Below are 19,671 nucleotides of genomic sequence, written 5' to 3' on the forward strand. Positions count from 1 at the left end.
GACAAATGTCTGAGAACCGGGGAACGGATGCGTGACAGCTGTCGATGGCACACGATCGGGGAGATCCTTAGATTTCACGGTGGTTCTCCGTGCTGTACCGATCTGTTCCCCATGTACCGGTATGGCCTTCGTTCGTACTTTCCGTGGAGGTGCCCCGTGCTGGGTCCCGTGATTCTCGCCGCGTCCCGCAGCGACAAGATGCGCCGTTTCATCTCGGCGGCACCTGGCACCAAGCAGGTCGTCGACCGGTTCATCGCCGGTGAGACCGTCGACCAGGTCGTCCCGATCATCGAGGACGCCGCCGCCAAGGGCCTCGAGGTCACCCTCGACGTGGTGGGCGAGGACATCACCACCCGCGAGCAGGCCGCCGCCGCCCGGGACGCCTACCTGGAGCTGATCGAGCACCTCAAGGACCTGGGCCTGGGCACCAGGGCCGAGATGTCCGTCAAGCTCTCCATGTTCGGCCAGTCGCTGGAGGGCGGGCACGAGCTGGCGCTCGCCAACGTCCGCCCGGTCGTCGAGGCCGCCGCCGCGATCGGCACCACGGTCACCCTGGACGCCGAGGACCACACCACCCTCGACTCGATGTTCGCCATCCACGAGGAGCTGCGGAAGGACTTCCCGCAGACCGGCTGTGTGATCCAGGCCTACCTGTTCCGCACCGAGGAGGACGCCCGCCGCCTGGCCGCCGCCGGCAGCCGCGTCCGCATCGTGAAGGGCGCCTACAAGGAGCCCGCCTCCGTCGCGTACCAGGACAAGGCCGAGATCGACAAGGCGTACGTCCGCATCCTCAAGACCCTGATGGAGGGCGAGGGCTACCCGATGATCGGGTCCCACGACCCGCGTCTGATCGCCATCGCCCAGGAGCTGGGACGCAAGGCAGGGCGCAAACTGGACGAGTACGAGTTCCAGATGCTGTACGGCATCCGCAGCGACGAGCACCTCCGGCTCGCGGCCGAGGGCCACCGGATGCGGGTCTACACCGCGTACGGCACCGACTGGTACGGCTACTTCATGCGCCGTCTCGCGGAGAAGCCGGCGAACCTGATGTTCTTCGGCCGTTCCATCCTCACCAAGGGCTGAACCGGCCCCAGGCCGCCCCCCAATCCCCGCCGACACCAAGGAGACAAGGCACTCATGGACGCTGTGACCCAGGTTCCCGCGCCGGTCAACGAGCCGGTCCACTCCTACGCCCCGGGCAGCCCGGAGCGCGCTCGCCTGGAGGCGAAGCTCAAGGAGCTCAGCGAGAACCCGATCGACCTCCCGATGACCATCGGCGGCGAGAAGCGGATGGGTGGCGGCGAGCGCTTCGACGTCGTGCAGCCGCACAACCACAAGGCCGTCATCGGCACCTTCGCGGGCGCCACGCAGCAGGACGCGCAGGACGCGATCGACGCCGCGCTGGCCGCCGCCCCGGCGTGGCGCGCGATGTCCTTCGACGACCGCGCCGCGATCATCCTGCGCGCCGCCGAACTGCTGGCCGGCCCGTGGCGCGAGACGCTGGCCGCCTCCACGATGCTCGGCCAGTCCAAGACCGCCCAGCAGGCCGAGATCGACACCCCCTGCGAGCTCGTCGACTTCTGGCGCTTCAACGTGCACTACGCGCGCCAGATCCTGGCCGAGCAGCCCCCGGCCAACTCGCCGGGCGTGTGGAACCGTATGGACCACCGCCCGCTGGAGGGCTTCGTCTACGCGATCACGCCGTTCAACTTCACGGCCATCGCGGGCAACCTGCCCACCGCCCCCGCCCTCATGGGCAACGTCGTGGTGTGGAAGCCGTCCCCGACGCAGACCCACGCCGCCGTGCTGCTGATGCAGCTCCTGGAGGAGGCCGGCCTGCCCAAGGGCGTCATCAACCTGGTGACCGGCGACGGCATCGCCGTCTCCGAGGTGGCCCTGAACCACCGCGACCTGGCCGGCATCCACTTCACCGGCTCGACCGCCACCTTCCAGCACCTGTGGAAGACGGTCGGCAACAACATCGCCGCCTACCGCACCTACCCGAGGCTCGTCGGCGAGACCGGCGGCAAGGACTTCGTCGTCGCCCACCCGTCGGCCGACCACGCCGTCCTGAAGACCGCCCTGACCCGTGGCTCCTTCGAGTTCCAGGGCCAGAAGTGTTCGGCCTCCTCCCGCGCGTACATTCCGGCCTCCATCTGGAACTCCGGTTTCAAGGAGAAGTTCGCCGCCGAGGTCGACGGCATCACCATGGGTGACGTCACCGACCTGTCGAACTTCATCGGCGCCGTCATCGACGACCGCTCCTTCGCCAAGAACAAGGCCGCGATCGACCGCGCCAAGTCGGACCCGTCCTGCACGGTCGTCGCGGGCGGCACGTACGACGACTCGGTGGGCTACTTCGTCCGCCCGACCGTCATCGAGTGCACCGACCCGGCCAACGAGGTCTTCACGACCGAGTACTTCGGCCCGATCCTCGCCGTGCACGTCTACGAGGACGACAAGTACGACGAGATGCTGGAGCAGATGGAGTCGGTCTCCGACTACGCGCTGACCGGTTCCGTCATCGCGAACGACCGCGCCGCGGCCGCGTACACGATGGAGAAGCTGCGGTACGCCGCGGGCAACTTCTACATCAACGACAAGTCGACCGGTGCCGTCGTCGGCCAGCAGCCCTTCGGCGGCGGCCGTGCCTCGGGCACGAACGACAAGGCGGGCGCCCCGCAGAACCTCCAGCGCTGGACGCTGACCCGGGCCATCAAGGAGACGCTGGTCCCGCCGACCGACTACACCTACCCCCACCAGGGCTGACACCCCCCCCGGGGGTCTTCCTGGGGGCGTACTTCCTGGGCGGCGGCGGCACGTTCGTGCTGGCCGCGGGGCTCGGGGCGGCGTGGGCGGGCGAGGAGACGAGCCCGGTGCCCGGGCCGGCACCGGTGACGGCCGCGGTCGCCACGCCCGCGCGGAGCGCGCCGCGCCGGGTCGGCCGGGTCCGCAGATATTCGTGCTGCTCGGCCATGGTCATACGGGTGGCGAGCTTCTCGGGGATTCCGAAACGGGGATGTCCACGCGTCCGAACATCCACCCGCCGGCGGACGCCGCCCCGCCACATAGGTGAACGGTACACGCACAGCTCCCCATGTGTCCGTATGGTGGACGCCGTATGTCATGAGATGGGACGAGCAGTAAGGTGCGGACATGTCTCGCAGCATCAATCTCGCAGTGATCCCCGGTGACGGAATCGGCCAGGAGGTCGTGGCCCAGGGCCTCAAGGTCCTCAGGGCCGTGCTTCCGCAGGATGTGAAGCTGGAGACCAAGGAGTACGACCTTGGCGCCCGGCGCTGGCACCGCACCGGAGAGACCCTCCCGGACGCGGAGCTCGAAGCACTCAAGGAGCACGACGCCATCCTGCTCGGCGCGATCGGCGACCCCTCCGTGCCCTCCGGGGTCCTGGAGCGCGGGCTCCTGCTGAAGCTGCGGTTCGCCTTCGACCACTTCGTCAACCTGAGGCCGTCGAAGCTCTTCCCGAACACCGCGACCCCGCTGGCGGGCCGCCCGGACATCGACTTCGTCGTCGTCCGCGAGGGCACCGAGGGCCCGTACACGGGCAACGGCGGCTCGCTGCGCACCGGCACCCCGGCCGAGGTCGCCACCGAGGTCAGCGTCAACACCGCGTACGGCGTCGAGCGCGTCGTCCGCGACGCGTTCGAGCGGGCGAACGCCCGCCCGCGCAAGAGGCTGACGCTGGTCCACAAGAACAACGTCCTGGTGTACGCGGGTCACATGTGGAAGAACATCTTCGACCGCGTCGCGACCGAATACCCCGAGGTCACCACGGACTACCTGCACGTCGACGCGGCGACGATCTTCTTCGTCACCCAGCCGGAGCGCTTCGACGTCATCGTCACCGACAACCTCTTCGGCGACATCCTCACCGACCTCGCCGCCGCCGTGACCGGTGGCATCGGCCTGGCCGCGTCCGGCAACATCAACCCGACGGGCGCCTTCCCGTCGATGTTCGAACCGGTCCACGGCTCCGCCCCCGACATCGCGGGGCAGGGCAAGGCCGACCCGACCGCCACGATCCTCTCCGTCGCCCTCCTGCTGCGCCACCTCGGTCACGAGGCCGAGGCCGTGCGCATCGAGGAGGCCGTCTCCGCCGACCTCGCGGAGCGCGAGGGAGCGGCCCGTACGACCGATCAGATCGGTGACGCGCTGGCGGTACGCGTAGCGGGCTGACCCGACGACTCCGCTTACGAGCCGCCGGGTGGCGACAGCGCCCGGCGGCTTCTCCTGTGCGGCCCCGGGTGCCACCATCGACCACTGGACCGCATTCGCGTCATTTCGTGCCAGGCCGCCCCGGAGCGATAATCGAACGGGACCGCGGCTCGTACTGAAGCTCGGACGTCCTAGTACCTGCCCGGCGGGAGAGGCGTGAGCGCGGTCCAACACACACAACAGGTGAAGGACACGCACTCATGACGACGCCCACGATCGAGCTCAAGCCCTCCGCGAACCCGCTGTCCGACGCGGAGCGCGAGGCGAACATGGTCAACCCCGGATTCGGTCGCCGCTTCACCGATCACATGGTGACGATCCGGTGGACCGAGGGCCGCGGCTGGCACGACGGCCAGCTCGTCCCCTACGGCCCGCTCGCGCTCGACCCCGCGACCACCGTGTTCCACTACGCGCAGGAGATCTTCGAGGGTCTCAAGGCGTACCGCAGGCCCGACGGCAGTGTCGCCACGTTCCGCCCCGAGGCCAACGCCCGGCGCTTCCAGGCGTCGGCGCGCCGCCTGGCCATGCCGGAGCTGCCCGTCGAGACCTTCATCGAGGCGTGCGACCTGCTGGTCCGGCAGGACAACGCCTGGGTTCCCCCGCACGGCGGCGAGGAGTCCCTCTACCTGCGCCCGTTCATGATCGCGACCGAGGTCGGCCTCGGGGTGAAGCCCGCCAACGAGTACCTGTTCGTGGTGATCGCCTCGCCCGCCGGCGCGTACTTCCCCGGCGGTGTGAAGCCGGTCTCCATCTGGCTCTCCGAGAACCGGGTGCGTGCCGTCCCCGGCGGCGTCGGCGACGCCAAGACCGGCGGCAACTACGCCGCGTCCCTCCTCGCCCAGGCCGAGGCCAGTGCCAAGGGCTGCGACCAGGTCGCCTACCTCGACGCGGTCGAGCACAAGTGGGTCGAGGAACTCGGCGGCATGAACCTGTACTTCGTGTACGGGAACAAGATCGTCACCCCGGCGCTGACCGGCTCCCTGCTCGCCGGCATCACCCGTGACTCGCTGCTCCAGGTCGCCCGCGACCTCGGCCACGAGTCCGAGGAGGGCCGCGTCTCCATCGACCAGTGGCGCGACGACACCGCGAACGGCACCCTCACCGAGGTCTTCGCCTGCGGCACCGCGGCCGTCATCACCCCCGTCGGCACCGTCAAGTGCGAGGGCGGCGAGTGGGTCCAGAGCGGGGGCGAGCCCGGCGAGGTCACGATGAAGCTGCGCGAGCGCCTGCTGGACATCCAGCGCGGGGTCGTCGAGGACGCCCACGGCTGGATGCACCCGCTCGGCGGGTGACACTCCGCCCGGCCGTCCGGCCGGGACCGCGTACGACGCACAACGCACAGGGCCGCGCCCGGCCGTCCGCCGGGCGCGGCCCCGCGCGTTCCCGGGGCGCGGGGCCGGGGAGTGCCGGGGCGGCGGCCCGGGGCGCGGACGGTCCGTGATCCCCGCGTGCGGCGTCGGCGGCCGGTGGTCCCCGGGTGCGGCACGGGTGGCGTCCGGCTGTGACGGGGGTGACGCGCGCCATCGTTAGAGCAGCACTCTAACCCTGGGTTAGAGTGCTGCTCTAACCGGGAGGTGTGGAGACGTGCGACTGACTCCTACGGAACGCGACCGGCTGCTGCTCTTCGGCGCGGCCGAACTGGCCAGGGCCCGCCGCGCCCGGGGGCTGAAACTCAATGTCCCCGAGGCGACCGCGCTGATCGCGGACACGGTCTGCGAGGCCGCCCGGGACGGGCTGCGGCTGGCGGAGGCCATCGAGGCCGCCCGCTCGGTGCTCGGCCCCGACGACGTGCTGCCCGGCGTGGCCGACGTCGTCACCGAGGTCCACGTGGAGGCCGTCTTCGACGACGGCTCGCGGCTCGCCGTGGTCTCCGCCCCGCTGGGCGGCGGCCTCGGCGACCGGGCGCCCGGGGCCGTCCTCCCCGGACCCGCCGGACCCGAGCCGGAGCCCGCCGTACGGCTGGACGTCCGCAACACCGCGACCGTGCCGGTCTCCGTCACCTCGCACTACCACTTCTTCGAGGCCAACCCGCGGCTCGACTTCGACCGCTCGGCCGCGTACGGGATGCGGCTGTGCGTCCCCGCCGGGTCCTCCGTCCGCTTCGGGCCGGGGGAGTCGGTCGAGGTGGGGCTCGTGCCCATCGGCGGCGACCGGATCGCGATCGGCTTCGCCGGGCTGGTCGACGGCCCGCTCGACGCGCCCGGAGCGAGGGAAGAGGCCCTGCGGCGCGCCGCGGCCTGCGGATACCTGGGAGCAGAACGATGAGCATCGACCCGTACGAGTACGCCTCCGTGCACGGCCCGCGCGCCGGGGACCGGGTCAGGCTCGGTGACAGCGGGCTGACCGTCCGCGTCGAGTCCGACGCGCAGGCGTACGGCGAGGAGTTCCTCGCCGGATTCGGCAAGACCGCCCGCGACGGGCTGCACCTCAAGGCCGCCGCCGTCCGCGACACCTGCGACGTCGTCATCAGCAACGTGCTGGTCATCGACGCCGTGCAGGGCATCCGCAAGGTCTCGATCGGCATCCGCGAGGGCCGGATCTCGGCGATCGGCCGGGCCGGCAACCCGGACACCCTCGACGGCGTGGACGTCGTCGTCGGCACGGGCACGACGATCGTCTCCGGCGAGGGCATGATCGCGACGGCGGGCGCCGTCGACACCCACGTCCATCTGCTCTCGCCGCGGATCATGGAGGCCTCGCTCGCCTCCGGCGTCACCACCATCATCGGCCAGGAGTTCGGCCCGGTCTGGGGCGTCGGCGTCAACTCGCCCTGGGCGCTGCGCCACGCCTTCAACGCCTTCGACGCCTGGCCGGTCAACATCGGCTTCCTGGGCCGCGGTTCCTCCTCCCACGGGGCACCGCTGGTCGAGGCGCTCGCGGAGGGCGGGGCCTGTGGCTTCAAGGTCCACGAGGACATGGGCGCCCACACCCGCGCCCTGGACACCGCGCTGCGGGTCGCCGAGGAGCACGACGTCCAGGTCGCCCTGCACAGCGACGGACTGAACGAGTGCCTGTCGGTCGAGGACACCCTGCGCGTCCTGGAGGGCCGCACGATCCACGCCTTCCACATCGAGGGCTGCGGCGGCGGACACGTCCCCAACGTCCTGAAGATGGCGGGCGTGGCGAACGTCATCGGCTCGTCCACCAACCCGACGCTGCCCTTCGGCCGGGACGCCGTCGCCGAGCACTACGGGATGATCGTCTCCGTCCACGACCTCAAGACGGACCTGCCGGGCGACGCCGCCATGGCCCGCGACCGCATCCGCGCCGGGACGATGGGTGCCGAGGACGTGCTGCACGACCTGGGCGCCATCGGCATCACCTCCTCCGACGCGCAGGGCATGGGCCGGGCCGGCGAGACGGTGCGCCGCACCTTCGCCATGGCCGGGAAGATGAAGGCCGGACTGGGCCCGATGGACGGCGACGGCCCCGACGACGACAACGCCCGGGTGCTGCGCTACATCGCCAAGCTCACCATCAACCCCGCCATCGCCCACGGCCTCGCGCACGAGGTCGGCTCCATCGAGACCGGCAAGCTCGCCGACATCGTGCTGTGGCGGCCCGAGTTCTTCGGCGCCAAGCCGCAACTGGTGCTCAAGGCGGGCTTCCCCGCGTACGGCGTCACCGGCGACCCGAACGCCGCCACCGACACCTGCGAACCGCTCGTGCTCGGACCGCAGTTCGGGGCGTACGGGGCGACCGCGGCCGACCTCTCCGTCGCCTTCGTCTCCCAGGCCGCGACCCAGCTCGGGGCGGACTCGATGCCCACCCGCCGGCGCCGCGTCGGGGTGCGCGGCACCCGGGGCATCGGCCCCGGCGACCTCGTGCACAACTCCCGTACCGGAGAGGTCGCCGTGGACGCCCGCAGCGGCCTGGTCACCCTGGACGGCGACCCGCTGCGCTCCGAGCCCGCCGACTCCGTCTCCCTCAACCGCCTCTACTTCCTCTGACCTCCCTTCAGGACGCCTCATGACCTTCCGCATGCCGCCCGAGTGGGCCCCGCACGAACGCACCTGGATGGCCTGGCCCGGCCCCAACCCCACCTTCGGGACCGACGCCGAACTGGCCGCGGCCCGCGACGCCTGGGCCACCGTGGCCCGTGCCGTCCGCCGCTTCGAACCCGTCACGATGGTCGTCGGCCCCGGCCAGGAGGACGGCGCCCGCGCCCTCCTCGGCCCGGACGTCGAGCTCGCCGTCCGCCCCCTGGACGACGCCTGGATGCGCGACATAGGCCCCACCTTCGTCACCGACGGACGGCAACTGGCCGCCGTGGACTGGACGTTCAACGGCTGGGGCGCCCAGGGCTGGGCCCGCTGGGAGCACGACCGGCACATCGCCCGCTCCGTCGCCGAACTCGCCGGCGTGCCGGTGCACGGCTCCCGCCTGGTCAACGAGGGCGGCGCCATCCACGTCGACGGCGAGGGCACCGTCCTGCTCACCGAGACCGTCCAGCTCGGCGAGGAACGCAACCCCGACTGGACCCGCGAGCAGGTCGAGTCCGAGATCCACGCCCGGCTCGGCACCGAGAAGGCGATCTGGCTGCCGCGCGGACTGTCCGGCGACTACGGCACGTACGGCACCCTCGGCCACGTCGACATCGTCGCCGCCTTCGCCCGCCCCGGCACCGTCGTCGTCCACGTCCAGCCCGACCCGGCCCACCCCGACCACGAGATCACCCGCGAGACCGTCCGCATCCTGCGCGGGGCCACCGACGCCCGGGGCCGCTCGCTGGAGGTCGTCGAGGTCAAGGCGCCCACCGTGCTGAAGGCCGACGGGGAGTGGGTCGACTACTCCTACATCAACCACTACCTCTGCAACGGCGGCGTCGTCCTGTGCGCCTTCGACGACCCGCGCGACAAGGAGGCGGCGGAGATCTTCGGCGAACTCTTCCCCGACCGTACGGTGACGCTCGTCGACGCCCGTACCATCTTTGCCGGCGGTGGAGGCATCCACTGCATCACACAGCAGCAGCCGAAGGTCTGAAACGTGCCCCCCGCGCCACGCCGTCGCAACACCGCCCCGCCCCGTGAGGAACTGCTGGCCGCAGCCATGGCCACCATCGCCGAACGGGGGCTCGACGGCCTCACCATGGCCGGGCTCGGCCGCGAGGTCGGCATGAGCAGCGGACACCTCCTCTACTACTTCCGCACCAAGGACGAGCTGCTGCTCCAGACCCTGGAGTGGAGCGAGGGACGGCTCGGCGCGCGGCGGCGCGCCCTGCTCACGGGGCGGGCGACGGCCCGCGAACGGCTCGACGGATACATCGACCTGTACCTCCCCGACGGCGACCACGACCCGCACTGGACGCTCTGGCTGGAGGTGTGGAACCGCTCGCGGAACGCGGACGACGACGCGCGCGCCCGGCAGGCCGCCATCGAGGACGCCTGGCACCGCGACCTGGTGGCCCTGGTGCGGGAGGGCGTCGCGGGCGGCGAGTTCCGCGCCGTCGACGCCGAACGGTTCGCGACCCGGCTGCGCGCGCTGCTCGACGGCTTCAGCGTCCACGTCGCGGTCGGCATCCCCGGCACCGGACGTTCCCGGGTCCTCGCCGAGGCGGGGGAGTTCGTCGAGGAAGCGCTCGCCGCCCGTTAGGACGCGCTTCGAAGCTCCCGCCCGGCGGCGCGTCCTTACCCCCACCGTGAACGAAACGCACGTAAGTACGCGCGATCGTTGCCCGTTGCGCCCTTGTTGTGTTCCCGTCCGGTCGGGCACGGTGGCGGACCATGGGACGAGAGCAGTGGAAGAAGATCTGGGTCGGCTCCGCCGGCAACATGGTCGAGTGGTTCGACTGGTTCGTGTACGCCACCTTCGCGGTCTACTTCGCGGATTCGTTCTTCCCCGAGGGCAACGAGACCGCCAACCTGATGAACACCATGGGCATCTTCGCCGTCGGCTTCTTCATGCGGCCGGTCGGCGGCTGGCTGCTCGGCCGGATCGGTGACCGCAGGGGCCGCAAGGCCGCGCTCACCCTCACCGTCACCCTGATGTCGGCCTCCGCGATCCTCATCGCCATCGCGCCGACGTACGACGTCGCGGGATACGGCGGCGTCGCCGTCCTGCTGGTGGCCCGGCTGCTCCAGGGCCTGTCCGTCGGGGGCGAGTACGCCGCCAGCGCCACCTACCTCACCGAGGCGTCCGCCCCCGAACGGCGCGGTTTCGCCTCCAGCTTCCAGTACGTGTCCATGACCGCGGGACAGCTGGTCGGCCTCGGCCTCCAGATCGTCCTGCAGCGCAACATGTCCGAGGCGGCCCTGCACAACTGGGGCTGGCGCATCCCGTTCGTCATCGGCGCGCTCGGCGCCGGAATCGTCTTCTACCTGCGCCGCAACATGCTGGAGACCGAGGTCTACGAGGAGTCCGGCGCCGCCGACCAGGAGGACCGGGGCACCCTGAAGGCGCTGTGGGAGCACCGGCGCGAGGCGTTCCTCGTGATGGCGCTGACCATGGGCGGGACCGTCGCCTACTACACGTACACGACCTACCTCACCAAGTTCCTCTCCAAGAGCGCCGGCATGGAGAAGTCCACCGCCTCGCTCGTCAGCTTCTGCGCGCTGTTCGTCTTCATGTGCCTCCAGCCGCTGGCCGGAATGCTCTCCGACCGGATCGGCCGACGCCCGCTGCTGATCGGCTTCGCCATCGGCTCCACCTTCCTGACCGTGCCGATCATGACCATGCTCAAGCACGCGGGCACGTTCTGGCCGGCCTTCGGGCTGGCGCTGCTCGCCCTGGTGATCGTCACCGGCTACACCTCGATCAACGCCTGTGTGAAGGCGGAACTGTTCCCGACCGGCATCCGCGCCCTGGGCGTCGCCCTCCCGTACGCCCTGGCCAACGCGCTCTTCGGCGGCACCGCCGAGTACGTGGCGCTCTGGTTCAAGAAGGCGGGCATCGAGTCCGGCTTCTACTGGTACGTGGCGGGCTGCGCCGCGGTCTCCCTGGTGGTCTACCTGACCATGCGCGAGACCCGCGACATCGACCTGGGCCGGATCGGCGCCGAGGACGCGGACCGGGACGGCGCGCGGAAGTCCGCAGCGGCCGGCGCCACGCCCGCTCCCTGACGGGGGCGACCGGCGCCCGCCCGCATCCTGAGACGGGGAAGGGCACGGAGGCGGCCCTGTGCAAGACTGCCTCCGTGCCTTCGTCCGTCATGATTATCGGCAGCAGGCGCGCCGGTCCGCAGTGACCGCCCCGCACCACCACGTGCGACGCGGCCACCGTGCCCCAGACCCGCGCGCAGACCTCTCGCACCCGCGAGGGGTTTTTTCGTTTTCCGGCCCTCACCTCGGCCGGGGCGAGGCGCACGCGGAATGATGGGGGCAAGTGGAGCCAGATCGTCCGGATCCGCTCATCCGACAGGAGTCAGACCAGCATGACCACCAAGGCCAAGGCCACCGACGACAGCTTCCATGTCTTCGACACCACACTGCGCGACGGGGCCCAGCGTGAAGGCATCAACCTGACGGTCGCGGACAAGCTGACCATCGCCCGGCACCTGGACGACTTCGGCGTCGGCTTCATCGAGGGCGGCTGGCCCGGCGCCAACCCCCGCGACACCGAGTTCTTCGCCCGCGCGCGGCAGGAGATCCAGTTCGAGAACGCCGAGCTGGTCGCCTTCGGCGCCACCCGCAGGGCCGGCGGCAGAGCCGCAGAGGACCCCCAGGTCAAGGCGCTGCTGGAATCCGGCGCCCCGGTGATCACACTGGTCGCCAAGTCCCACGACCGCCACGTGGAACTCGCGCTGCGCACCACGCTGGAGGAGAACCTGGAGATGGTCCGCGACACCGTCTCCTTCCTCCGGGAGCAGGGCCGCCGGGTCTTCGTCGACTGCGAGCACTTCTTCGACGGCTACCGCGCCAACGCCGAGTACGCCAAGGCCGTCGTCCGCGCCGCCGCGGAGGCGGGCGCCGACGTCGTCATCCTCTGCGACACCAACGGAGGCATGCTCCCCGCCCAGGTCCACGCGGTCGTCTCCACCGTCCTCGCCGACACCGGCGCCCGGCTCGGCATCCACGCCCAGGACGACACCGGCTGCGCCGTCGCCAACACCCTCGCCGCCGTCGACGCGGGCGCCACGCACGTCCAGTGCACCGCCAACGGCTACGGCGAGCGGGTCGGCAACGCCAACCTCTTCCCGGTCGTCGCCGCGCTGGAACTGAAGTACGGCAAGAGCGTCCTCCCCGAGGGCTCCCTCGCCGACATGACCCGCGTCTCGCACGCCATCGCCGAGGTCGTCAACCTGACGCCCTCCACCCACCAGCCCTATGTGGGTGTTTCCGCCTTCGCCCACAAGGCCGGACTGCACGCCTCCGCGATCAAGGTCGACCCCGACCTGTACCAGCACATCGACCCCGCCCTGGTCGGCAACACGATGCGGATGCTCGTCTCCGACATGGCGGGCCGCGCCTCCATCGAGCTCAAGGGCAAGGAGCTCGGCATCGACCTCGGCGGCGACCGCGAGCTCGTCGGCCGGGTCGTGGAGCGGGTCAAGGAACGCGAGCTCAAGGGCTACAGCTACGAGGCCGCCGACGCCTCCTTCGAACTGCTGCTGCGCGCCGAGGCCGAGGGCCGCCCCCGCCGCTACTTCCGCACCGAGTCCTGGCGCGCCATCGTCGAGAACCGCCCCGACGGCACGCACGCCAACGAGGCGACCGTGAAGCTCTGGGCCAAGGGCGAGCGGATCGTCGCCACCGCCGAGGGCAACGGCCCGGTCAACGCCCTCGACCGGGCGCTGCGGGTCGCCCTCGAACGGCTCCACCCGCAGCTCGCCAAGCTGGAGCTGACCGACTACAAGGTCCGCATCCTCGAAGGCCGCACCGGCACCGAGTCCACCACCCGAGTCCTCATCACCACGGCCGACGGCAACGGCGAATGGTCCACGGTCGGCGTCGCCGACAACGTCATCGCCGCGTCCTGGCAGGCGCTGGAGGACGCGTACACCTACGGCCTCCTGCGGGCCGGCGTCGAGCCCACGGAGTAACCCGCAGGCCGGAGGGTCCCGCGCGTCGCCGGGTGACGCGCGGGTCCCCGGAAACGGTGACGCGCGGGTCCCCGGAAACGGTGACGCGCGGGCCCCCGGAAACGGTGACGCGCGGGCCCCCGGAAACGGCGGGACGCGGAGCCTCGGAAGCGGCGGCGCGGGGCTACCCCATGACCTCGCGGGCCGCGTCGAGGAACACCGACCGGTTGATCTCCAGGAGGTCCCGCAGGCTCTCGCCGTYGCCGTCGGGCAGTCCGTGCCACACGGTCCGGTTGAGGTCGAGGAAGTGCGCGTGCGCGACCTCGTGCACGGACGCGGGGAACTGGACGCGCAGGAGCCGGTCGGCGACCCAGAACCGGGACATGACGTCCCGGGTCGTGAGGTACCAGTCGTCGGTCTCCTCCCACTCGGACGGCCGGGTGTACGCGCAGCGCTCCGCCTCCGCCGAGACCTCGATGAACCGCTCCAGCAGTGCCAGCCGCTCCGCGCGCCGGGTCTCCGACAGCGCGATCCGCTGCCGTTGCTGCTCGGCGCGTTCCGCCGACCGCTGGGTCCGGTGCTGGACGAGGTAGGACAGCACGCCGCCGAGGACGACGCCGCCCAACGATATGAGTGACACCCAGACTTGACCTGTCATGGCGATCATCGTTCCACGGCCCGGTTCCCGGCCCCGGACCCCCGGACACCGGGGACCGGCGGGCAGGTCGCGGAACCGGCGGCCCGGACGACGGCGCACGAATGCCCCGTCCGGGTTAGCTTCGAAGTATGCGGAACAGAAGGTTCCCGTCCCTGTCGGCCGGTCTGCTGCTGACCCTCGCGGCGGCCGTCCTCGGCACGGCACCCGGTACGCCCGCGACGACCGGTGCCGCCGGGGCCGGCTCCGCCGCGGCCGGTACGTCCGCCGTCGCCCCCGCCCCCGCCACCACGATCGACGAGGTCGCACAGGCGCTGCGCAGGAGCCCGGTGTACGTCGACCCGGCCGCGGCCGGCCAGCTCTCCCCGGCGCAGGCCGCCGCGCTCACGAAGAAGATCGAGGACGCCGACAAACCGGTGTTCGTGGCGGTACTGCCACGCACCGCGGCGTTCCCCGAACAGGACCTGCTGGCCACCCTGCGCACCGACACCGGAATCACCGGTGTCTACGCCGTCCGCCTCGGCGACGCGTTCGACGCGGGCGCCGACCCGCAGGTGATGCCCACCCGGGCGGTCGACAACCTCACCGCCGCGGTGAAGGCGCCCGGCACGGCCACCGACGCCGCGACCCAGCTGAACGCCTTCGTCGACCGGGCCGTCGAACAGGCCCGCGGCAGCGCCCCCGCCTCCTGGGGCGGCTCGTCCGGTGGTGGCGGGGGCCCGTCGTCCACCACCGCGCTGATCGTGGTCGGCGGCATCCTCGTGCTGGGCGGCGGCACGGCCTACGGCGTCGTCCGCCGCAACCGCAGGCGCAAGGAGGAAGAGGAACGCGCCGCCCTCGACAAGCTCCGGGTCGTCGTGGACGAGGACATCACCGCGTACGGCGAAACCCTGGACCGGCTCGACTTCCACCCCGCTGAACCGGGCGCCGACGACACCATGCGCGCGGACTACGAACGGGCACTGGACTCCTACGAGACCGCGAAGTCCCGCATGGCCGCCGCCCACCGCCCGTCCGACGTGCGCGAGGTCACCCGGGCCCTGGAGGACGGCCGGTTCTCCCTGGCCGTCCTGGAGGCCCGCCGTGCCGGCCGCGAGCCGCCCGCCCGCCGCCCACCGTGCTTCTTCGACCCGCGTCACGGCCCCTCGGTCACCGACGCCCGGTGGTCCCCGGCCGGCGGCACGGCCCGCGAGATCCCGGTCTGCGCGGTGGACGCGACCAGGCTGCGCGCGGGCGAGGAGCCCCTCGGCCGCACCGTCGACACCGGGGACGGCCGGCGCCGCCCGTACTGGGAGGCGGGCCCGGCGTACGGCCCCTGGGCGGGCGGCTACTTCGGCGGCGGACTGCTCCCCGGGCTGCTCGTCGGCACGGTGCTCGGCTCCATGCTGTCGACCCCGGCGTACGCGGCGGAGTACGGCGGCGGCGACTTCGGCCCCGGCGACTGGAGCGGCGGTGACTCCTCCGGGGCGGACTTCGATTCCTCGGGCTTCGACGGCGGGGGTTTCGACGGCGGCGGATTCGGCGGCGGCGACTTCGGAGGAGGCGGAGGCTTCGACGGCGGCGGGTTCTGAGCCCCGTCGGCGGCCTCTCGTACGGATGTGATTCGTGCTAGACCTGAAGTTATGTCTGGTATCGGCCGATTCCGGGCGTGGCCGGGACGGTCCGTCCGGCGACCACATCGGCCCGAGGAGGAACGCCCGGCCCGAGCCGCTTCCGCGCCGGCCGGACGGGATCCGGCCCGCCGCCCCCGGGGCGGTGAACTGCGCTCGCTGTTCACCGTGCGCACCGTGGCGGGCCAGGTCTTCTGCCTCGTGCTGGTCCTCGTGCTGCTGCTGGTCACCGCGGGCACGGTCGCCCTGTTCGTGGAGGGTCGCCGGAGCAGCATGGACGAGGCCCGCGCCCGCACCATGAGCGTCGCCGGGACCTTCGCCAACTCGCCGGGCATCGTGCCCGCCCTGGAGAGCGCGCACCCCACCGCGATCCTGCAGCCGCGCGCCGAGCAGATCCGCGAACAGACCCACGTGGACTCCGTCGTCGTCGCCAACACGCACGGCATCCGCTACACCCACCCCGACCCCGCCCTGATCGGGAAGCACATCGTGGGCCCGTACGACGAGGCACTGGCCGGGCGGAGCTACACCCGGACCGTCACCGGGTCCCAGGGGCCCGCCGTCAGCTCCGTGGTGCCGGTGGAACGGCCCGACGGCTCGGTCGTCGGCCTGGTGGCGGTGGCCATCACCGTCGAGACGGTGAACAGTGCGGCGGACCGCTCCATCCCGCCGAGCGCGGCGGTCGCGGTGGTCGCCCTCGCTCTCACCACGGGCGCCGCCGCCCTGGTCAGCAGAAGGCTGCGCCGCCAGACCCACGGGCTCGAACCGGCCGAGATGACCCGGATGTACGAACACCACGACGCGGTGCTGCACGCGGTCCGCGAGGGCGTCCTCATCATCGGGGCCGACCACCGGCTGACCCTCGCCAACGACGAGGCCCGCCGCCTGCTCGACCTGCCCCCGGACGCCGAGGGCCGGGCGGTCACGGACCTCGGGCTGGACCCGGACACCGCGGATCTGCTCGCCTCCGGCCGGACCGTCACGGACGAGGTGCTGCGGGCCGGAAGCCGGCTGCTGGCCGTCAACCTGCGCCCGACCGACACCCGCGGCGGACCGCCCGGCACGGTGGTGACCCTGCGTGACACCACCGAACTCCGCGCGGTCACCGGACAGGCGGAGTACGCGACCGAACGGCTGCTGCTCCTGTACGAGGCCGGTGCCCGCATCGGCACCACGCTCGATGTGACCCGGACGGCGCAGGAACTGGCGGACGTGGCGATCCCCGGCTTCGCCGACGCCGCCACGGTCGACCTCGCCGACCCCGTACGGCGCGGGGACGAACCGGTCATCCCCGACGGCGGCACGCTGGAGATGCGCCGCACCGCCGTCGCGGCGGTCCGCGCGGACCACCCGCTGTACCCGGTCGGCCGTGTGGTGGGCTTCGTCCCCACCAGGACCCGGGCCATGCGGGTGCACAGCGACGACGCCGACCTGAAGAGCGATTTCCAGAAGCTGGGCTGGCGGAACTGGGACCACGAGGTGGCCGAACGGCTCAAGGAGCAGGGATTCCACTCGATCGTGTCGGTGCCGATGCACGCACGCGGCACCATCCTGGGCATGGCCAACTTCTGGCGCTCGGGCGATTCGCGGCCCTTCGACGACGACGACCTGTCCTTCGCCGAGGAGCTGGTGGCACGGGCCGCCGTGGGGGTGGACAACGCCCGCCGCTACACCCGGGAGCACGCCCTCGCCGTGACGCTCCAGCGCAGTCTGCTGCCGCGCGGTCTGCCCGAGCAGAGCGCCCTCGACGTCGCCCACCGTTACCTGCCGGCGCACGAAGGGGTCGGGGGCGACTGGTTCGACGTGATCCCGCTGTCCGGCGCCCGGGTGGCGCTGGTCGTCGGCGACGTGGTCGGGCACGGGCTGCACGCCGCGGCCACCATGGGGCGGCTGCGCACCAGCGTCCACAACTTCTCCTCGCTGGACCCCGCACCCGACGAACTCCTCGGGCACCTCGACGAACTGGTGGCCCGGATCGACCGGGAGGAGGCCGGGGACGACGATCCCGAGATCGCCGGGGCCACCTGTCTGTACGCGATCTACGACGGTGTGTCCGGGAACTGCACGGTGGCCAGGGCGGGCCATCCCGGGCCGGTGCTGGTCCTGCCCGACGGCACCGTCGAGTGCCCCGACGTCCCGGCCGGACTCCCGCTCGGCGTCGGCACCATGCCCTTCGAGGCGGCCGAGTTCCACGTACCGGAGGGCAGCCGCCTGGTGCTCTACACGGACGGCCTGGTCGAGCGGCGGGACCAGGACATCGGAACCGGCCTGGAGCTGCTGCGCGACTGCCTCGCCGGCCGTGACCGGACGCCCGAGCAGACCTGCGACGACGTGCTGACCGCGATGCTGCCCGAGCAGCCGGGCGACGACGTCGCCCTGCTCGTGGCCCGTACCCACGTCCTCGACCCGGAGCAGGTCGCGCGGTGGCCGGTGGCCACCGACCCGGCGGCCGTCGCCGGGGTGCGCAAGAAGGTCGCCCAGTGGCTCGCCGACCGCGGCCTGTACGAGGAGGCGTTCACCACCGAGCTGATCCTCAGCGAACTGGTCACCAACGCGGTGCGCTACGGCGAGGGCCCCATCGAGGTGCGCCTGCTGTACGACCGCAACCTGATCTGCGAGGTCTCCGACACCAGCAGCACCGCCCCGCACCTGCGGTACGCGGCGACGACGGACGAGGGCGGCCGGGGCCTGTTCCTCGTCGCCCAGTTCGCCGAACGCTGGGGCACCCGCTACACGGAGACCGGCAAGGTCATCTGGTCGGAGCAGACGATCGGCGAGTCGGACGGGGAGGGCCCGGTGATGGCGGGCCTCTTCGACGACGACCTGTTCGGCGCGGACGAGCCGGACGACGACGCCCCCGAGGGCGGCACGCGTGGCGACGACACGCTCGGCGGCGGTGTGCTCAGCGGCGGGCCCCCGGGCCGTCCGGATCCTCGGTGATCCGCACCCGCTGGGGCGCGTCCCGGGGGAAGGTCCAGATCCGGCCGGAGGTGCTGACCGCGGTCACCGAGGTGTCGTCCAGGGTGACGTCGCGGAAGGGATTGGACCAGCTGGAGACGGCCAGCCACTCCAGGGTGCTGCCGTCGTCGTCCCGGGTCAGCGCGACCCAGCCGATGGACCCGTGATGGGCCGACTCCCCGGCCCAGGCCCGGTCTCCCGCATGGGCGTGCGTGGCGAGCGCCGAGTCGACCTCCACCCAGCCGCCGACGCTCCATTCGGTGGCGCGCAGGCTCTCGGTCCAGTGCCACTCCTCGGTCCCCGGGCCGTCGGGCCGGTCGGGCGACCGCAGGCACAGCAGGTCCATCACGCGGAGGGAGCCGTCGGCGAACACGATGAAGTCCCCGTCGGGCGCCTCCCGGTCGCGCCAGCGCCGGTGCACCTCCCGGGCCGTCGCCGACATGTCCGGAACATCCACGACATCCACGCGCGGCATTCTGGCACGGCGCGCCGGAACGCCGAGCGCCCGCCTCCCKCCCCCGGGCGGGGGAGGGAAGGGCGGGCGCGCTCGGGCCGGTGCCGTGCGGTGCGGCGGGGGCGTCAGGACTGCGGTGCGGCGGCCTTGATGGCGGAGATGTCGAAGGTGAGCTTGACCTTGTCGCTGACCATCACGCCGCCGGTCTCCAGCGCCGCGTTCCAGGTCAGGCCCCAGTCGGAGCGCAGGATGGTCGCGCTGCCCTCGAAGCCGACGCGCTCGTTGCCGTAGACATCGGTGGCGGAGCCGTTGAACTCCAGGTCGATGGAGAGCGGGCGCGTGACGTCCTTGATCGTGAGGTCGCCGGTGACGCGGTAGTCGTCGCCGCCGAGCTGCTCGGCACGCGTGGAGCGGAACGTCATGAGGGGGAACTTCTCGGCGTCGAAGAAGTCGCCGCTGACCAGGTGGGCGTCGCGGTCGGCGATGCCGGTGTCGATGCTGGCGATCCTGACGTCGATCGAGGCGGTGGAGTTCGCCGGGTCGGAGCCGTCCAGCTTCAGGGTGCCCTCGTGGTCGCCGAAGGTGCCGCGCACGTTGGTGACCATGGCGTGGCGCACGGTGAAGCCGATGCTGCTGTGGGCCGGGTCGATCGTGTAGTCACCGGTGAGGGCGGCCAGCGCCGGGTCCACGGCGGGGGCGGCGACGGCGGTGGCGGCAGCGGCCGGGGCGTTGTTGTTCCTGCGGTTGAACAGAGCCATGGCTCCTCCTCGGGGGACGTGATCGAGCGGGGGTCGAAGTTGTT

15 protein-coding genes are annotated in these 19,671 nt (G+C 71.8%); 12 read left to right on the forward strand and 3 right to left on the reverse strand.

The window, feature by feature from the left end:
- The first annotated feature begins 156 nt into the window (after window positions 1–156).
- From EAO76_RS32150 to cimA, 10 genes are all read left to right on the forward strand, one after another.
- Window positions 157–1,083, forward strand: a complete 927-nt coding sequence (locus EAO76_RS32150; protein ID WP_148839409.1) for a proline dehydrogenase family protein — start codon at window positions 157–159, stop codon at window positions 1,081–1,083.
- A gap of 54 nt (window positions 1,084–1,137) precedes the next feature.
- Window positions 1,138–2,769, forward strand: coding sequence for an L-glutamate gamma-semialdehyde dehydrogenase (pruA, locus tag EAO76_RS32155; protein WP_148839411.1), 1,632 nt, complete (start codon window positions 1,138–1,140; stop codon window positions 2,767–2,769).
- Between the two features lie 387 nt (window positions 2,770–3,156).
- Window positions 3,157–4,197 (forward strand): 3-isopropylmalate dehydrogenase, encoded by a 1,041-nt coding sequence (locus EAO76_RS32165; protein ID WP_148839413.1) that lies wholly within the window; start codon window positions 3,157–3,159, stop codon window positions 4,195–4,197.
- Between the two features lie 239 nt (window positions 4,198–4,436).
- Window positions 4,437–5,528: a branched-chain amino acid aminotransferase gene (locus tag EAO76_RS32170; RefSeq protein WP_148839415.1), complete on the forward strand. Its 1,092-nt coding sequence runs from the start codon at window positions 4,437–4,439 to the stop codon at window positions 5,526–5,528.
- A 292-nt stretch (window positions 5,529–5,820) separates the two neighbouring features.
- Window positions 5,821–6,501 carry an urease subunit gamma gene (ureA, locus tag EAO76_RS32175; protein ID WP_148839416.1) on the forward strand — a complete coding sequence of 227 codons (681 nt, stop codon included), beginning with the start codon at window positions 5,821–5,823 and terminating at the stop codon, window positions 6,499–6,501.
- Window positions 6,498–8,186: an urease subunit alpha gene (locus tag EAO76_RS32180; protein WP_148839417.1), complete on the forward strand. Its 1,689-nt coding sequence runs from the start codon at window positions 6,498–6,500 to the stop codon at window positions 8,184–8,186. The genes ureA and EAO76_RS32180 overlap by 4 nt, the downstream gene beginning before the upstream one ends.
- A 19-nt stretch (window positions 8,187–8,205) precedes the next feature.
- Window positions 8,206–9,219, forward strand: coding sequence for an agmatine/peptidylarginine deiminase (locus tag EAO76_RS32185; protein ID WP_148839419.1), 1,014 nt, complete (start codon window positions 8,206–8,208; stop codon window positions 9,217–9,219).
- A 3-nt stretch (window positions 9,220–9,222) separates the two neighbouring features.
- Window positions 9,223–9,828, forward strand: a complete 606-nt coding sequence (locus EAO76_RS32190) for a TetR/AcrR family transcriptional regulator (protein ID WP_148839421.1) — start codon at window positions 9,223–9,225, stop codon at window positions 9,826–9,828.
- Between the two features lie 131 nt (window positions 9,829–9,959).
- A complete protein-coding gene (locus EAO76_RS32195; protein WP_148839423.1) occupies window positions 9,960–11,294 on the forward strand; it encodes an MFS transporter in 1,335 nt (444 codons plus the stop codon).
- A 311-nt stretch (window positions 11,295–11,605) separates the two neighbouring features.
- The gene (gene cimA, locus EAO76_RS32200; protein ID WP_148839425.1) at window positions 11,606–13,213 is read left to right on the forward strand and encodes a citramalate synthase; all 1,608 of its coding nucleotides are present in this window, start codon (window positions 11,606–11,608) and stop codon (window positions 13,211–13,213) included.
- Between the two features lie 163 nt (window positions 13,214–13,376).
- On the opposite strand, the gene EAO76_RS32205 is transcribed toward cimA, so the two are convergent.
- On the reverse strand, window positions 13,377–13,859 hold the full coding sequence (locus EAO76_RS32205) for a hypothetical protein (protein WP_148839427.1): 483 nt from the start codon (window positions 13,857–13,859) through the stop codon (window positions 13,377–13,379).
- A gap of 119 nt (window positions 13,860–13,978) precedes the next feature.
- Between EAO76_RS32205 and EAO76_RS32210 the strand changes: the two genes are divergently transcribed.
- Both EAO76_RS32210 and EAO76_RS32215 read left to right on the forward strand, forming a co-directional pair.
- Window positions 13,979–15,418: a hypothetical protein gene (locus tag EAO76_RS32210; RefSeq protein ID WP_148839429.1), complete on the forward strand. Its 1,440-nt coding sequence runs from the start codon at window positions 13,979–13,981 to the stop codon at window positions 15,416–15,418.
- 51 nt (window positions 15,419–15,469) lie between these two features.
- Window positions 15,470–18,397, forward strand: coding sequence for a SpoIIE family protein phosphatase (locus EAO76_RS32215; protein ID WP_376448984.1), 2,928 nt, complete (start codon window positions 15,470–15,472; stop codon window positions 18,395–18,397).
- Here EAO76_RS32215 and EAO76_RS32220 read toward each other — a convergent pair.
- The gene (locus EAO76_RS32220) at window positions 18,360–18,881 is read right to left on the reverse strand and encodes a hypothetical protein (RefSeq protein WP_262375862.1); all 522 of its coding nucleotides are present in this window, start codon (window positions 18,879–18,881) and stop codon (window positions 18,360–18,362) included. The genes EAO76_RS32215 and EAO76_RS32220 overlap by 38 nt on opposite strands.
- Before the next feature lie 113 nt (window positions 18,882–18,994).
- Window positions 18,995–19,627: a YceI family protein gene (locus EAO76_RS32225; RefSeq protein ID WP_148839433.1), complete on the reverse strand. Its 633-nt coding sequence runs from the start codon at window positions 19,625–19,627 to the stop codon at window positions 18,995–18,997.
- Between the last annotated feature and the right edge of the window lie 44 nt (window positions 19,628–19,671).

Source organism: Streptomyces sp. sk2.1 (assembly GCF_008120935.1).
In the GTDB taxonomy this organism is placed as follows: Bacteria; Actinomycetota; Actinomycetes; order Streptomycetales; family Streptomycetaceae; genus Streptomyces.

Coding starts and splice junctions, on each gene's coding strand:
- EAO76_RS32225 (WP_148839433.1), bottom strand. CDS start 19,627: ATGGCTCTGTTCAACCGCAGGAACAACAACGCCCCGGCCGCTGCCGCC.
- pruA (WP_148839411.1), top strand. CDS start 1,138: ATGGACGCTGTGACCCAGGTTCCCGCGCCGGTCAACGAGCCGGTCCAC.
- EAO76_RS32165 (WP_148839413.1), top strand. CDS start 3,157: ATGTCTCGCAGCATCAATCTCGCAGTGATCCCCGGTGACGGAATCGGC.
- EAO76_RS32185 (WP_148839419.1), top strand. CDS start 8,206: ATGACCTTCCGCATGCCGCCCGAGTGGGCCCCGCACGAACGCACCTGG.
- EAO76_RS32210 (WP_148839429.1), top strand. CDS start 13,979: ATGCGGAACAGAAGGTTCCCGTCCCTGTCGGCCGGTCTGCTGCTGACC.
- cimA (WP_148839425.1), top strand. CDS start 11,606: ATGACCACCAAGGCCAAGGCCACCGACGACAGCTTCCATGTCTTCGAC.
- EAO76_RS32180 (WP_148839417.1), top strand. CDS start 6,498: ATGAGCATCGACCCGTACGAGTACGCCTCCGTGCACGGCCCGCGCGCC.
- EAO76_RS32170 (WP_148839415.1), top strand. CDS start 4,437: ATGACGACGCCCACGATCGAGCTCAAGCCCTCCGCGAACCCGCTGTCC.
- EAO76_RS32215 (WP_376448984.1), top strand. CDS start 15,470: ATGTCTGGTATCGGCCGATTCCGGGCGTGGCCGGGACGGTCCGTCCGG.
- EAO76_RS32195 (WP_148839423.1), top strand. CDS start 9,960: ATGGGACGAGAGCAGTGGAAGAAGATCTGGGTCGGCTCCGCCGGCAAC.